Annotated in this window: 10 protein-coding genes; 4 read left to right on the forward strand and 6 right to left on the reverse strand. The window is 67.8% G+C overall.

Annotated features, from left to right (window positions below; genetic code table 11):
- Positions 1-76: 76 nt before the first annotated feature.
- The 4 genes from hutU to M3C25_RS01250 all read right to left on the reverse strand — a co-directional run bounded on the left by hutU (position 77) and on the right by M3C25_RS01250 (position 5,402).
- Positions 77-1,843: a urocanate hydratase gene (gene hutU / locus M3C25_RS01235; RefSeq protein WP_102162266.1), complete on the reverse strand. Its 1,767-nt coding sequence runs from the start codon at positions 1,841-1,843 to the stop codon at positions 77-79.
- Between the two features lie 255 nt (positions 1,844-2,098).
- Positions 2,099-2,740: a LutC/YkgG family protein gene (locus M3C25_RS01240; protein ID WP_170274664.1), complete on the reverse strand. Its 642-nt coding sequence runs from the start codon at positions 2,738-2,740 to the stop codon at positions 2,099-2,101.
- Positions 2,737-4,599: a lactate utilization protein B gene (locus M3C25_RS01245; protein ID WP_259854635.1), complete on the reverse strand. Its 1,863-nt coding sequence runs from the start codon at positions 4,597-4,599 to the stop codon at positions 2,737-2,739. The genes M3C25_RS01240 and M3C25_RS01245 overlap by 4 nt, the downstream gene beginning before the upstream one ends.
- On the reverse strand, positions 4,596-5,402 hold the full coding sequence (locus M3C25_RS01250; protein ID WP_259836127.1) for a (Fe-S)-binding protein: 807 nt from the start codon (positions 5,400-5,402) through the stop codon (positions 4,596-4,598). Before M3C25_RS01250 ends, M3C25_RS01245 begins: the two co-directional genes overlap by 4 nt.
- A 398-nt stretch (positions 5,403-5,800) precedes the next feature.
- On the opposite strand from M3C25_RS01250, the gene M3C25_RS01255 reads away from it, so the two are divergent.
- Positions 5,801-7,465 (forward strand): L-lactate permease, encoded by a 1,665-nt coding sequence (locus M3C25_RS01255; protein ID WP_259854636.1) that lies wholly within the window; start codon positions 5,801-5,803, stop codon positions 7,463-7,465.
- Positions 7,450-8,217, forward strand: a complete 768-nt coding sequence (locus tag M3C25_RS01260; protein WP_259836115.1) for a FadR/GntR family transcriptional regulator — start codon at positions 7,450-7,452, stop codon at positions 8,215-8,217. The genes M3C25_RS01255 and M3C25_RS01260 overlap by 16 nt, the downstream gene beginning before the upstream one ends.
- A 46-nt stretch (positions 8,218-8,263) precedes the next feature.
- Here the strand turns inward: M3C25_RS01260 and M3C25_RS01265 are convergent, their stop codons facing one another.
- Positions 8,264-8,500 carry a hypothetical protein gene (locus tag M3C25_RS01265; RefSeq protein ID WP_170274661.1) on the reverse strand — a complete coding sequence of 79 codons (237 nt, stop codon included), beginning with the start codon at positions 8,498-8,500 and terminating at the stop codon, positions 8,264-8,266.
- A 96-nt stretch (positions 8,501-8,596) separates the two neighbouring features.
- Positions 8,597-9,253, reverse strand: coding sequence for a C39 family peptidase (locus M3C25_RS01270; protein ID WP_259836111.1), 657 nt, complete (start codon positions 9,251-9,253; stop codon positions 8,597-8,599).
- Positions 9,254-9,591: 338 nt separating this feature from the next.
- Between M3C25_RS01270 and M3C25_RS01275 the strand changes: the two genes are divergently transcribed.
- Together M3C25_RS01275 and M3C25_RS01280 are read left to right on the forward strand one after the other, a co-directional pair.
- On the forward strand, positions 9,592-10,182 hold the full coding sequence (locus tag M3C25_RS01275) for a Panacea domain-containing protein (protein ID WP_259836108.1): 591 nt from the start codon (positions 9,592-9,594) through the stop codon (positions 10,180-10,182).
- A gap of 501 nt (positions 10,183-10,683) precedes the next feature.
- Positions 10,684-14,160 carry a DEAD/DEAH box helicase gene (locus M3C25_RS01280; protein WP_259854637.1) on the forward strand — a complete coding sequence of 1,159 codons (3,477 nt, stop codon included), beginning with the start codon at positions 10,684-10,686 and terminating at the stop codon, positions 14,158-14,160.
- The last annotated feature ends 160 nt before the right edge of the window (positions 14,161-14,320 follow it).

Genomic DNA, 14,320 nt, shown 5'->3' on the forward strand with positions numbered 1-14,320 from the left:
GGTCTGCAGCAGATGAGTGGCTCCGCAGATTTCTCTGGACTGCCCTCCGGAGGCGTCAGTGTGCGCCTCGGCGGGCTCAGTTCGCGGCGGATTCCTCGTCGCGCTTGTCGAGCTCAGGATTCATCGGGATGCGCATGTGGCGTTCCTTGGCGACCTCGACGGCGCGGTCGTAGCCGGCGTCGACATGGCGGATGACGCCCATGCCCGGGTCGTTGGTGAGCAGGCGGGTGAGCTTCTGCTCCGCCAGCTCGGTTCCATCGGCGACCGAGACCTGACCGGCGTGGATCGAACGGCCCATGCCCACGCCGCCGCCGTGATGCAGCGACACCCACGTCGCGCCCGAGGAGGTGTTGACCAGGGCGTTGAGCAGCGGCCAGTCGGCGACCGCGTCGGTGCCGTCGAGCATGCCCTCAGTCTCACGGTAGGGCGAGGCGACGGAGCCGGAGTCGAGGTGGTCACGGCCGATGACGATCGGTGCGGAGACCTTGCCCTCGGCGACGAGCTTGTTGAAGAGCACACCGGCCTGGTGGCGCTCCTTGTAGCCCAGCCAGCAGATGCGGGCGGGCAGGCCCTCGAACTCGACGTACTCATCGGCGGCGTCGAGCCAGCGATGCAGCGACTCGTTCTCCGGGAAGAGCTCCTTGAGCGCCTGGTCGGTGACCTTGATGTCCTGCGGGTCGCCGGAGAGCGCGACCCACCGGAAGGGCCCCATGCCCTCGCAGAACAGCGGGCGGATGTAGGCCGGGACGAAGCCGGGGAACTCAAAGGCGCGATCGTAGCCGGCCTTGCGGGCCTCGTCGCGGATCGAGTTGCCGTAGTCGAAGACCTCGGCTCCCTTGTCCTGGAAGCCGACCATCGCGGCGACGTGCTTGGCCATCGACTCCTCAGCCCGCAGCGTGAACTTCTCCGGATCCTCATCAGCTTCGGCCTGCCAGTCCTCGAGGCTGACACCCAGCGGCAGGTAGGACAGCGGGTCGTGAGCCGAGGTCTGGTCGGTGACGATGTCGACGGGCACGTCGCGAGCGAGCAGCTCGGGGACGATGTCTGCGGCGTTGCCGACGAGGCCGACGGACAGCGCACGCTTCTCCTCTTTGGCCTTGAGCACCTTTTCGAGAGCGACCTCGAGGTCGGTCTCGACCTCGTCGAGGTAGCGCTTGGACTGGCGGCGATCGAGGCGGGACTTGTCGACGTCGATGATGAGGCAGGCGCCGCCGTTGAGGGTCACCGACAGCGGCTGGGCACCGCCCATGCCGCCGCAGCCGGCGGTGAGGGTCAGGGTGCCGGCCAGGGTTCCGTTGAAACGCTTGCGGGCGACCGCGGCGAAGGTCTCGTAGGTGCCCTGCAGGATGCCCTGGGTGGCGATGTAGATCCAGGAACCGGCGGTCATCTGGCCGTACATCATGAGGCCTTCAGCTTCGAGGTGGCGGAAGTGCTCCCAGTTGGCCCAGTCGCCGACGAGGTTGGAGTTGGCGATGAGCACCCGCGGGGCCCATTCGTGGGTGCGCAGCACACCGACCGGCTTGCCGGACTGGACGAGGAGGGTCTCATCGGCTTCGAGGTCGTCGAGAGTCTTGACGATCGCGTCGAAGGCCTCCCATGAGCGGGCGGCACGGCCGGTGCCGCCGTAGACGACGAGGTCTTCGGGGCGTTCGGCGACCTCGGGATCGAGGTTGTTCATGAGCATCCGCTTAGCGGCTTCGGTCGACCAGGTCTTGGCCGTGATCTCGGTGCCGCGCGGAGCCCGCACGACGCGTTCCGGGTCGTGGCGGGTGAACGTCTGCTTCGCGGCTGCTTCCTTCGCAGCTGCGGTGTCTGTGGTTTCGGATGCGTGTGACGTCGTCATGCGTCTTCCTCCGGCTCTCGGGACGCCTGCAGTCAGGCGCGGGGTGCGAACGGTTCTGCTTCCAGTCTGCGCGCAGGTGGAAGCAGCCGAAAGTGAGCCGAAGCACGATCTGTCCGGAATCTCGGACAGGCGGCGGCCTCATGCGGCGTTTTCGCTGCCTCGAACCGCGCCTTCATCGTCTGTGCCGCCCCGGTGTCCGCGCCGCCCCGGTCCGAGAGCTCGGGTCGCGGCTTGCCTGCCGGAGAGATCTGCAGCTCAGTCGAGGATGATGATGTCGACCTTCCGCGGACCGTGGACCCCCTCGACGCGCTGCAGCTCGATATCCGAGGTCGCCGACGGTCCGGAGAACATCGTCACCGGCTGCCTGTGGTCGATGCGGGCGAGCGCCTCGGGCACGAGCTCGACGAGCGATTCGGCCGGCACCACGCAGATGTGGTGATCGGGGATGAGACTGATCGCCCGACGCCCTTCGGCAGGCCCCGCGTTGAGGAACACGGTCCCGGTCTCCGCGCATGAGACCGTCGAAGACGTCACAACGGCGTCGACCGCGTCGAGTTCGGCGTGGCTGAGCGGCTGGTCTGCTGTGTCGACGATCCTCTCACCAGCAGAGCCGTCACTGGGCAGCCAGCCGACCGGGAATCCCTCCGGCACCACGTGCCGCGCATCTTCGCCGAGGAGTTCGGCGATCCGCCCGGCGATCGTCTCTGCGGTTTCGATGAATGCACGAGCTTTGTAGTCGACGATCCGATCGATGAACATCTCGCGCACCGCCTGCGCATCGGCGCTGCTGCGCTGCCGGTAGTTGCGCACGGGTGCGGCCGGCTGCGGATTGTCGGCCAGCGCCGAACGGATGCGGGCGAGGATCTCGGCCTTCGCTGAGGTGGTCTGCTCACTCATGCTCTCTCGCCTTTCATCCGTCCGTCGTCCGTGCCCGAGGCGGTGGTCGCCGAGGTCTCGGTGCCGCGGGCATAGTCGGCCACGGCGGCACCGGTGGCGTCGTGGTGCTGGATCCCTGCCCGTTCGGCGGCCATGAGCCGGGTGTAGTCATCGGCAGGTGCGGCGAAGCGCGCATGGAGTTCGGCGGCCTTGCCGCGGTTGGCTGCGATGAGAGCGGCGACATCGGCCCGCTGCTCGGGGGCGCGGCGCACTGGGGCGCTCGTGCGGTTGCGCTTCCACCAGTGGCGGAAGGACTGCACAGGCGGTGCGTCGATGATCCGGTGCTCGGTCCACCCGCCGATGAGACCGGGCAGGAAGGAGATCTTCCCGTCCCTGCCGCCGAGGATCCTGCCCAGCGGCAGCCCCCGTTCACCGATGCTCAGCAGCCCGGGCTTGGCGAAGGCGGTCTTGGCAGCCGCCATGAGGGCATCCATCTGATCGGGCACCCGACGGGCCACCGCCCCGGCGATGCGGGCAGCCCCGGTGCGGGCGGCCGTTGTCAGGCGGGAGCGCCGGGAGGCGCCGGAAGCAGAGGCGTCGGTGGCACGCGAAACGTCCACCGCCTCGGGCGCGGTGCTGCGCGCGCTGTGGCGTGCCTCGACGTCGGCGCCGCGCAGGTGGACGAGCACATCGGGGATGTTGATCTTGACCGGGCAGACCTCGTAACAGGCCCCGCACAGGGACGAAGCATAGGGCAGCGAGTTGTTCGCCGCGGCCTCGATGCCGGTCATCTGCGGGGACAGGATCGCGCCGATCGGGCCCGGATAGACCGAGCCGTAGGCATGACCGCCGGCGCGCTCGAAGACGGGGCAGACATTGAGGCAGGCCGAACAGCGGATGCAGTGCAGGGCCTGGCGGCCGACCTCATCGGCCAGTGTGGCGGTGCGGCCGTTGTCGATGAGGATGACGTGGAGGTTCTGCGGCCCGTCGCCGGGAGTCACGCCGGTCCACAGGGAGGTGTAGGGGTTCATCCGCTCACCGGTTGAGGAGCGCGGCAGCAGCTGCAGGAACACCTCCAGGTCGGCAAAGCGCGGCAGCACCTTCTCGATCCCCATGAAGGTGATGAGGGTGTCCGGCAGGGTCAGGCACATGCGGCCGTTGCCTTCGGATTCGACGATCGTCAGTGTGCCGGTCTCAGCGATCCCGAAGTTCGCCCCGGAGACGGCGACGCGGTTGTCGAAGAACTTCGCACGCAGGCGCTCGCGCGAGGCATCGGCCAGGTCGGTGGGCTCAGAGGTCAGATCCGGACGCACGCCGTCGATCTCGCGCAGGAAGATGTCGCGGACCTCTTCCCGGTTGCGGTGGATGGCCGGCACAACGATGTGGGAGGGCTTGTCGCCGCCGAGCTGCACGATCTCCTCGGCCAGGTCGGTCTCAACAGCGGTGATGCCGTGGGCTTCGAGGTATTCGTTGAGACCGGTCTCCTGGGTGGCCATCGACTTGATCTTGTTGACCTCGTCCACTCCCTGCTCCTGGATCAGCCGCAGGGCGATCGCATTGGCCTCATCGGCGTCACGGGCCCAGTGGACGTGGCCGCCGGCAGCGGTGAAGGAGGCCTCGAACCGCTCGAGGAGTTCGGGCAGGTCGGCCAGCACGTTCTGCTTGATCGCCGAGCCGGCGGCGCGCAGCTGCTGCCAGTCGGGCATCTCGCTGACGACGGCGGCGCGCTTGCCGCGGATCTTGCGCATCGCGAAGTTGAGGTTGCCGCGCAGGGTCTCGTTCTTCAGATCCCGGGCCGCGCCCGAGGTGAAGGGTTCGTCGGCGAAGAGGTTGCCGCGGCCGTGGCGGATCGTCGGCATCCCGAGGTTGACGGTGGTCATGCGCAGCTCCTTCCGCCCCCGGAGACGGCGACGTCGCCGGAGACCTGCAGGGGATTCTCCCGGGTGCTCGCGAGGATCTCAGCGAAGTGGACGGTGGTGATGCCGGTCTTCTGCTTCTGTGCGGCGCCGCCGATGTTCATCAGGCATGAGACGTCGCCGCCGGCGCAGATCGAGGCCCCGGTGGACTGGATCGCGGCGACTTTGTCGGCGGTCATCGCCCCAGAGGTGCCAGCGTTCTTGAAGGAGAAGGTGCCGCCGAAGCCGCAGCAATCCTCCAGCCCGGGCAGCTCGGCGTAGTCGATGCCGGCGACGGTGCGCAGCAGATCGGACTGCCGGGTGCCGAGCTTCATGTGCCGCAGCCCGTGGCAGCTGGAGTGGAAGGTCACCCGGTGCGGAAAGTAGGAGTCGAGCTGGGTGGCGGCATCGGTGATGCCGAGGACGTCGATGAGCAGCTTCGAGAGCTCAAACGTCCGCCCGGCGATGGCCTCCGCCGCCGAGGCGCAGGCTGGGTCACCGGCGCGGCGGGCGATGTCGGGCTGCTGGTGCTGCAGGGACACGACGCACGAGGCAGAGGGGGCGACGGCGACGTCGTAGTCGTAGTCGGAGAAGGCCTCGATGTGGTTGCGCACGATGTCGTAGGCGTCTGCGAAGTAACCGGAGTTGACGTGCATCTGCGAGCAGCAGGTCTGCTGGGGCGGGAAGACGACCTCGTGGCCGAGGCGTTCGAGGATCCGCACCGTGGCTTCGGCGACTCGGGGGTACATCGCGTCGACGATGCAGGTCGGGAAGATCGCGATCCGCAACGCGGTCTGCGCCGATGTGGCGGGCTGCGCCGATGTCGCGGGCTGCCCCGGTGTCGAGGCCTGGGCTGACTGCACAGGACCGGGCGGGCTGGGCCGGGTGGCCGATGTCATTGTCTACTCCCCTCTGACGTCCCGCCTGCCGGCAGGAGCTCGGCGGCAGCACGCTCATGGTTCCGGAGCGAGGCCAGCGCCGGGAGCGGCTCTGATGAGGTGCTGCTGTGTGCCATCGTACGCCTTTAACCTGACACGGATTTGTGCTCGTCCCGAACGCGTGTAAGCTGTGGTCCCACCACATACTGTAATCTAGCACACAACACCGGCATGGACCACGTTCACTGCTGAACGCACCTCACTGGCCGCGCCCGCAACCGAGCGCCCTCCCGTCTCAAGGAGCCCCCGTGGAGAACTTCACCGCAGCCACCGACGCCGTCGGCGGGTCACTGGGTCTGTCCGCCCTTGTCGCCCTCATCCCGCTTGCGACCTTCTTCGCCATGCTGCTCGGCGTCAAAGCCCGCGCCCACACCTCGGCGCTGGCCGCGCTGACCGCAGCGCTGCTCGTCGCCTGGCTCGGCTTCAAGATGCCGCTCGGACTGGCGGCCCTGTCCGCGACACAGGGCGCAGCCTTCGGGCTGTTCCCGATCGTGTGGATCATCGTGATGGCACTGTGGTTCTACGAGCTGACCGTCACGTCCGGCCGCTTCGAGGACCTGCGTCTGCTCTTCGACCGCATCGGCGGCGGCGACCTGCGCATCCAGACGATCCTCATCGCCTTCTGCTTCGGCGGCCTGCTCGAAGCCCTCGCCGGCTTCGGCGCCCCGGTCGCAATCACCGCCACGATGGTGATGGCCCTCGGCGTGGCTCCGCTGCGCGCGGCCATCGCCGTGCTGCTGGCCAACACCGCGCCGGTGGCCTTCGGTGCACTCGCTATTCCGATCACCACCGCAGGCTCCCTGACCGGTGAGGACCCGGCGGCGATCGGTGCGATCGTCGGTGTGCAGGCTCCGTTCGTCGCCTGGATCGTGCCCTTCGTGCTGCTCTTCGTCCTCGACGAACTGCGCGGCATCAAGGACGCCTGGCCGGCAGCGCTCGTCATCGGCCTGTCCTTCGGCATCGCCCAGTGGTGGTCGGCGACCCACTTCTCCTACGAGATGACCGACATCGTCGCCTGCCTCGCCTCGCTCGGCGCCGCAGTGCTGTTCCTCAAGGTCTGGACCCCACGCGGCACCGCAGAGGTGCGCGAGCGCCTCGGCGTCACCGCGCCGGTGAGCACCGCCGAGCTCAAGCCGGTGCGCGTGTGGATGGCCCTGCTGCCCTACCTGCTCGTCGTCGCCTTCTTCGCCGTGGCGAACATGTGGAAGCTCGGCATCGACGTCCCGGCCGCCCTGGCGTCCACCACCTTGGAGATCCCGTGGCCGGGGCTGTCCGAGCACCTGCTCACCGCCGACGGCTCGGTCGTCGCGTCCACCACCTACAAGCTCGCCTGGCTGTCCTCACCGGGCACCATCCTGCTCATCACCGGACTCGTCGTCGCGGCGATCTACACGATCTTCAGCGAACACGGCCGCTACCGCCTCGGGATGGGTGCAGCACTCGGGCTCATCGGCACCTGCGCCTGGCGGATGCGGTGGGCGGCACTGACGATCGCGGCCGTGCTGGCTCTGGCCTATGTCATGAACTTCTCCGGCCAGACCGTCTCGATCGGCGCCTACCTCGCGTCGCTGGGCGCGATCTTCGCCTTCCTCTCCCCGATCCTCGGCTGGCTCGGCACCGCCGTCACCGGTTCCGACACTTCCGCCAACGCGCTGTTCTCCAACCTGCAGCACACCGCGGCGACCAACGCCGGAATCGACCCGAAGCTGCTGCTGGCTGCCAACACCTCGGGCGGGGTCGTGGGCAAGATGATCTCCCCGCAGTCCCTGGCGATCGCAGCGACGGCGGTGCAGATGGAGGGCAAGGAGTCCGAGATCTTCAAGAAGGTCATCCCGTGGAGCATCGGGCTGCTGTTCATCATCTGCAGCCTCGTGTTCCTGCAGTCGAATGTGCTCGCGTGGATGCTTCCCTGAGCATTCACCAGATGGGCTCCGAACGCCGCGCTCCCGCGAAGTCCTATGCCGCCATCCTCGACGCTGTCGAAGACCGGCTGCGCACAGGGCAGCTGCGCATCGGCGACCGGCTGCCCTCGGAGCGGGCGCTGGCTGAGGAGTTCGGCATCTCCCGCAACTCCGTGCGCGAGGCGATCCGCATCCTCGACGCGCTCGGGCTCGTGCGCTCGGGGGTCGGCTCAGGCCCGAGCGCTGGGGCGATCGTCATCTCCGAGCCCTCGGCCGCTCTCGGCTGGGGGCTGCGGATGCACCTGGCGTCGAGCTTCCTGCCGGTCGTCGACGTTGTCGCGGTGCGCCGGATGCTCGAAGCCGATGCCGCTGCCGCAGCCGCCCGGCGTGAGGCCGCCTCCGATCCCGAGGTGGAACAGACTCTTGCACGGGCCGCTGAGATCCTCGCTGCGCTCGATGACCCGGCTCTGCCCGATGAGACGTTCCACGAACTCGATGCACAGTTCCACCTGACGATCACCTCACTGGGCGGCAATGCGGTGACGACGACGATTCTCGGCTCGCTGCGCCAGGCGACCGTCGGCTATGTGCAGGAGGGGGTGCGGCTGCTGACCGACTGGCCGCAGGTCAGGCTGCGCCTGCAGGAGCAGCACCGGCAGATTCTCGCGGCTGTGGCCGGCAGCGACCCGCAGGCTGCCGCGGACGCGGTCACCGCGCACGTCGAGTGGTTCTACCGGAGGGCCTTCGAACATCTGGAGAGGTGAGGCACCGTGGTGCTGAAGACCGGCAGCACGCGCCTGAGCTGTGAGCTCACCGCTCACGGCCGGGGCCCTCGCGGCGGGCTCTGCCTCCAGGCGCGGCGGGCACGAACAGCCCGAACAGCGCCAGCCCAGCGGTGAGCACAGCGGCGATCTGCACGAGCAGCTCCCAGCCGGCTGCCGGCTCCTGCGCCCACGGGCGGATGACGAAGAGCGTGCAGATGACGACAGCGCATGCCAGCAGCGTGACGGTCCGCCACCTGCGCTTGAACATGCGCCCGATTCCCATGACCTGACAATAGCGAAGCCACCGGCCCGTCACCATAGCGGAAGGCGGTGACCGGCACAGGTGCCGGCCACCGCCTCGGGCGCGGGGTCAGAGGGGTCAGCCGGTGTAGCCGCGGCCGCCTGCCATGAGCGCGACCTGGTCGGCCGGCAGCCAGAACTCGCCAACGCCGCCGAAGTTCGCCGGGTCGGCGATCTTCACTTCGCGGGTGTCGGCGTTGTAGCCGACGACGGTGAAGAAGTGGTAGATGAGGCCCTGGTCCTTGGGGTACCAGTCCGGGGAGGCGCCGGGGCCGGTCATGATGTCGACGATGACCGGGTGGCCGCGGTCGATGTCGTACTGCACATCATGCCAGAACAGGTCCTTCTGCTCCTGGGTGGGCTCCTCGCTGATCCACTTGGTCTCGTAGAACGTCGTGTTCAGGCGGGCGTTCATCACCTGCTCGATGGCGCCGAAGTTCGTGCCGGCAGTCGTCGTGCCGGCCTCGGCGGCCAGGTCGTTGGCCGGGACGTCATGCCCGAAGGCCGAGAGCGCGATCCGCATGGCGAAGGGCCCGCAGTTGTAGTAGTCATCCTGCTGCTCCCAGCGGTAGTCGAGGACCTTCTCGCCGGCCTGGGCCTCGGCCTGGGTGGCGACCGCCGCCGAGGCGGGGGCCGCCTCGGCGGTCGGGAGGACCGCTGCCGAGGTGCCGAGCAGGCTGCCGACAGCCAGGGTGCCGGCGACGACCAGGGTGGGGATGGTGCGTGCGTGACGCATGGGGGATCTCTCCTTGGACGGGGTGTTCGAGGGATAATCGGGGCGGTGGCGTTCAGCTGAGGTGGAGGGGACGGCCGAACTGCTCACATATTCATGGAAGCAAGACGGGATGTCTGCGTCAATGGATTCGGCACTGCACCTTTGGGGTACACCTGCACGAAGGTTGCAATCAGCCTCAGCGGCTCCATGACGGCGCTGTGTCCGTCAGTCGGCAGGTGGCCTTGGACGAAAATCACAGCCGATCATGCGGCTTTGAGGATCGACCGTCTGCGCGGGGCGGTTAGGGTGGTATCAGGCGAGACATCAATGGAGAGCTCGCTGGCGAGAGGAGCTGTGCCATGCGCACCGCACGTGAAGTGCTCGCCTGGCTGAAGTTCCTGCAGCCGGGTGTGACGAAGACTCAAGCCGATCTGCTGCTCGTCTGCGCGCAGGCCTGGTGGCTGGCGTGGCATGAGGAGCCGCTGTTCGAAGACGAGACGGCGATCGGCGAATACGGACCCTTTGTGGCCGCTGCCCATGACGGATTTCCGCAGGCGATGCCGAGGCGTCCCGAACTCGACCTGCGCGAGCAGCTGGAGTTCGAGGCGATCATCAGCCATTACATGCGCCTGCCGACCACCAGGCTCGTCGACCTCGGCCGGCTGGCCGTCGACGGCCGCACGAGCGGGACGCTGACGCTCGATGAGCTGCGTGAGATCGCCATGCGTGAGGCAGATGCCTGGGCTGCGGCCGGCGCCGAGGCGACAGCCCAGGTGCCGCAGCGGCCCACCTCGGATGATCTCGAGTCGGCCGAGCAGCGCATCAGGGCCAAGGAGCTGCGCCGCCAGATGGCGCTGCGCGAGCCGACTTTCGGCGGCGGCGCCTCCCCTGCCGGGACGGCGGCGCTCCGGGAGCCGGTGCTGCGCGACCCGCTCGTCGGCGAGCACTGAGACGGATTGCAGCCTCATCGCTTCAGGCGCCGGGCGCGGCCTGGATCGTCTCCCCCACGTCCTCAGGGGCGATGATTCTCGACCAGCGACCCATAGCTGCCCGATCACTTCCGTTTTCGACGGCAAGCTGTTCGCCCTGCCTGAAACGGACAACCACGGACTTTCTCATGTCATCTGCTCATGCTCATCCGATACACCACCTGGGGTATCGTCGCTGCCGTCTCGGTGCTGCGGTGTGCCCGTCGTAAGCCGACACCCCGTCGCGCTCCCAGTCACGCCGAGCTGCATCGCGCAGCAATCCTGGGCGCGGTGTCAGCGAGCAGGTGGAACGCGAACGTCACACCGCTCAGCTGCGGGCACTGTCGATCCACCGGTCGATCATCTGATCGCCTGAACCGCGGCAGCCCTGTCGTTCCACACCATGTGCGCGACCGGCAGGGCTGTCCACAGTTCCGTCGTGCTCATCCTGGTGATATCCGCGCCTCGTGGCACGATGGTTCCGTGATCTCGAAGCTGCCGCGCGTGCTCGCCCCGGATGTCGATGAATACCTCACCGACGTCATGGCCGAGCGCGGCCGGGACTATGCCGAGGACCAGCGCGTGCGCCGCGTGAGCTGGGATGCCGCGCGGTCGACGCTCAGCGGCGAGGTCGTCGGCAGCGGTTCGAACATCTACCGCGTCGTCATCCGCCTGACGAAGGCTGTGCTGAGTGAGTCGGACTGCTTCGAACCGACCAGCAGCGACTGCAGCTGCCCCGTCGGCTGCGATTGCAAGCACGTCGGCGCTGTGCTGTACTCCATCGCCGACTACGGCGACAGCGACGACACCGCAAGCCCGCGCATGGGCCTTGAGCATGTGATGCCGCCGCGCGCCGTCGCCCCTCAGCGCCCCGACGACTGGCGTACCGTGCTGACAGAGCTGCAGGTCCGCCGCCGCGAACACACTCCGCGCCCGGAGGAAACGCCGTTGGCGATCGGCTTCGACATCGAGCGCACCACCACCAGCCGCTGGTTCCACGGCCGCCACCGCAGCCCGCTCGCGAGCGCTGACGTCGCCAACCTCTCCGATACCGACCTCGGCAGCCTGAGCGTCACCCTGCGGCCGCTGCGCCGGGGTGCCCGGAACAACTGGATCAAAGGCGGGCTCGGCTGGCGCAATTTCACCCGCGGCCTCGCCGATCCGCCCGGCATCCGCCGCGACCACACTGCGGTACTCAGCCAGCTGCACGCTCAGAACACCACCCGCAGCTACACCTACGGCAGCGACCCCGACACCGCCGTATTCTCTGCCTTCGACCCCTCCCTCATCTGGCTGCTGCTTGCCCGCGCTCAGGACACCGGCATCGAGCTGACCGGCCACGGCGTCGTCTCCGAAGTGCGGGTCGTCAGCTCACATTCCCCACTCACCCTCACCACCGCCTCGGGAACGGAGAAGATGATCGAGACCGCCGACGTCATCGTCGACGTCGTGCGCCAGCCCGGCGGCTACGCTTTCACCGCCCTCATCGACTTCGCCGGCACGGTACCGGAGAACGTGTTCCGCATCGGGGACAACGCCATCGCCTTCATCGACCGGCTGCCGGGCAACACCCTCCGCCTGACCCTGGCCGAAACATCCACCCCAATCTCCGCGCCGCTCGGTGAGATGCTCGCCTCCCGCACGGCGCTCAGCGTCCCCGATGACGACGCCGAGGTGTTCTTCACCGAGTTCCTCCCCGAGTTGCGCGGTCTTGCCACGCTCACCAGCCACGATGCCTCGGCAGAGCTGCCGGAGTTCCGGGACCCGCGCCTGCATGTGGAGGTCGAGTTCGAACCCCAACAGTCTCTGCTGCTGACATGGTCGTGGGAGTACTACGGCCCCAGGCGCCGCCTTCCGATCGCGCACAATCGCTGGCACCATCGAGAGCCGGAACTCGAGCTCGCGGTACTCGAGGAGATCCGGCGGATCTGCCCGACGGCAGCGACCGTCGATGAGGAGCATCTGATCGGAATCGATGCCGCGCAGTTCGCGGTGCGGGTGCTGCCGCGGCTGGAGGACCATCCCGAGGTCGTCGTCGAGATTAGCGGTGAGCGCATCGACTACACCGAGCTCACCTCACCCCCGCAGGTGCGGGTGACGACCGAGGCGACTGACGACCGCGACTGGTTCAACCTCGCCTTCGAGGTCACGATCGAGGGCAAGAGGATTCCGTTCGCTCCCCTGTTCGCCGCCCTGGCCCAGCACAAGTCGCATCTGCAGCTTGTCGACAACACCTTCTTCTCCCTCGATCACCCGGCCTTCGACAGGCTGCGCGAACTGCTGCAGGAGGCCGAAGCGCTCGGCGAATGGGAGCCCGAGCGCTCGAAGATCAGCCGCCATCAGGTGGCGATCTGGGATGAGCTCGCCGAGCTCGCCGATGAGGCGGTCCCTGCGCGTGAGTGGCGGGAGTCGATCGGCCGGCTCGGTTCCCTTGAGGAGCTGCCCGCGCCCGAGGTGCCGGCCGGGGTGCGTGCCGAGCTGCGCGGCTACCAGCTCGATGGGTTCCGGTGGCTGGCGTTTCTGTGGGAGCACCGCCTTGGTGGGATCCTCGCCGACGATATGGGTCTGGGCAAGACTCTCCAGACCCTGACGCTCATCGCTCACGCTCGCGCGCGGGCCGCGGAGGCCGGTGCGGCGATGCCGCCGTTCCTCGTCGTTGCCCCGTCATCGGTGGTGTCCGTGTGGCAGGCTGAGGCTGGCCGCTTCACCCCCGAGCTGCAGTTGGCAGTGCTCGACACGACGACGCACAAGCGCAGACAGCCGGTCGCCGAGGCGATCACCGGTGCCGATGTCGTGCTGACCTCGTACACGATCCTCCGCATCAACGGCGAGGAGTTCACCGCACTGCCATGGGGTGGTTTCGTGCTCGATGAGGCACAGTTCGTCAAGAACCGGGCCGCCAAGACCTACCGCGTCGCCCGTGAGGTCCGCTCCCCGTTCACCCTCGCGATCACCGGCACGCCGATGGAGAATTCGCTCACGGATCTGTGGTCGCTGCTCTCTCTGACGGCACCGGGGCTGTTCGCCTCCCCGGTGAGGTTCAAGGAGGAGTACGTCAAGCCGATTGAGAAGGGCGCTGCGCTGACTGCAGAGGCCGGCGTCCTCACTTGCGCAGACGACGATGCGGCGGTGCAGGAGCGGCTCAATGTCGGACGGCAGGCTCGGCTGGAGCGGCTGCGCCGGCGGGTGCGGCCGTTCATGCTCAGGCGCACCAAGGATCTCGTCGCCGCTGAGCTGCCGACCAAGCAGGAGCACGAACTGCACGTTCCGCTCGAGCCCAAGCACAAGAAGCTTTATGACCTCGTCTTGCAGCGTGAGCGCAAGAAGGTCCTCGGCATGGTCGGCGATCTCGACAAGCACCGCATGACGGTGTTCCGGTCGCTCACCCTCCTGCGGATGCTCGCCCTGTCACCGCAGATCGTCAGCGACGACTATGCCGATGTGCCCTCCAGCAAGCTTGAGGCTCTCTTCTCCGGTCTCGACGAGGTGCTGGGCGACGGTCACCGCATCGTCGTCTTCTCCCAGTTCACCTCGTGTCTGCGACTGGTCGCCAAGCGGCTTAAGACAGCTGGCGTCGATTACGCCTATCTCGACGGCAGCACCCGCAACCGTGGGGAGGTCATCGACGGATTCCGCTCCGGCACCGCACCGGTGTTCCTCATCAGCCTCAAAGCCGGCGGGTTCGGGCTGACGCTGACAGAGGCGGACTACGTCTTCCTCCTCGACCCCTGGTGGAACCCTGCTGCCGAGGCGCAGGCGATCGACCGCACACACCGGATCGGGCAGACGGAGAACGTCATGGTCTACCGGCTCGTCGCGGCTGGCACCATCGAGGAGAAGGTGCTCGCCCTGCAGCAGAAGAAGGCCCGGCTCTTCGACGCCCTCATGGACGACGGACGCGCTTTCAGCGCCGCGCTGACCGCCGACGATGTCCGCGAGCTGTTCACCCCGGCAGACTAAGCACAGCCTCTCGATAGACTGTGTGTGAGCCGGTCCACAACCCCCGATCGACTCCAGCCGATCGACTGCATCGCGCACATGCGCGAGACGCCTCATGGCTACGACTGCCTCCAGGGAGGACGCTCAATGACCGACGCACCCGAGACCCGGCAGGCCCAGG

It is taken from the genome of Brevibacterium luteolum (genome assembly GCF_025147615.1).
GTDB classification, from domain to species: domain Bacteria; phylum Actinomycetota; class Actinomycetes; order Actinomycetales; family Brevibacteriaceae; genus Brevibacterium; species Brevibacterium luteolum.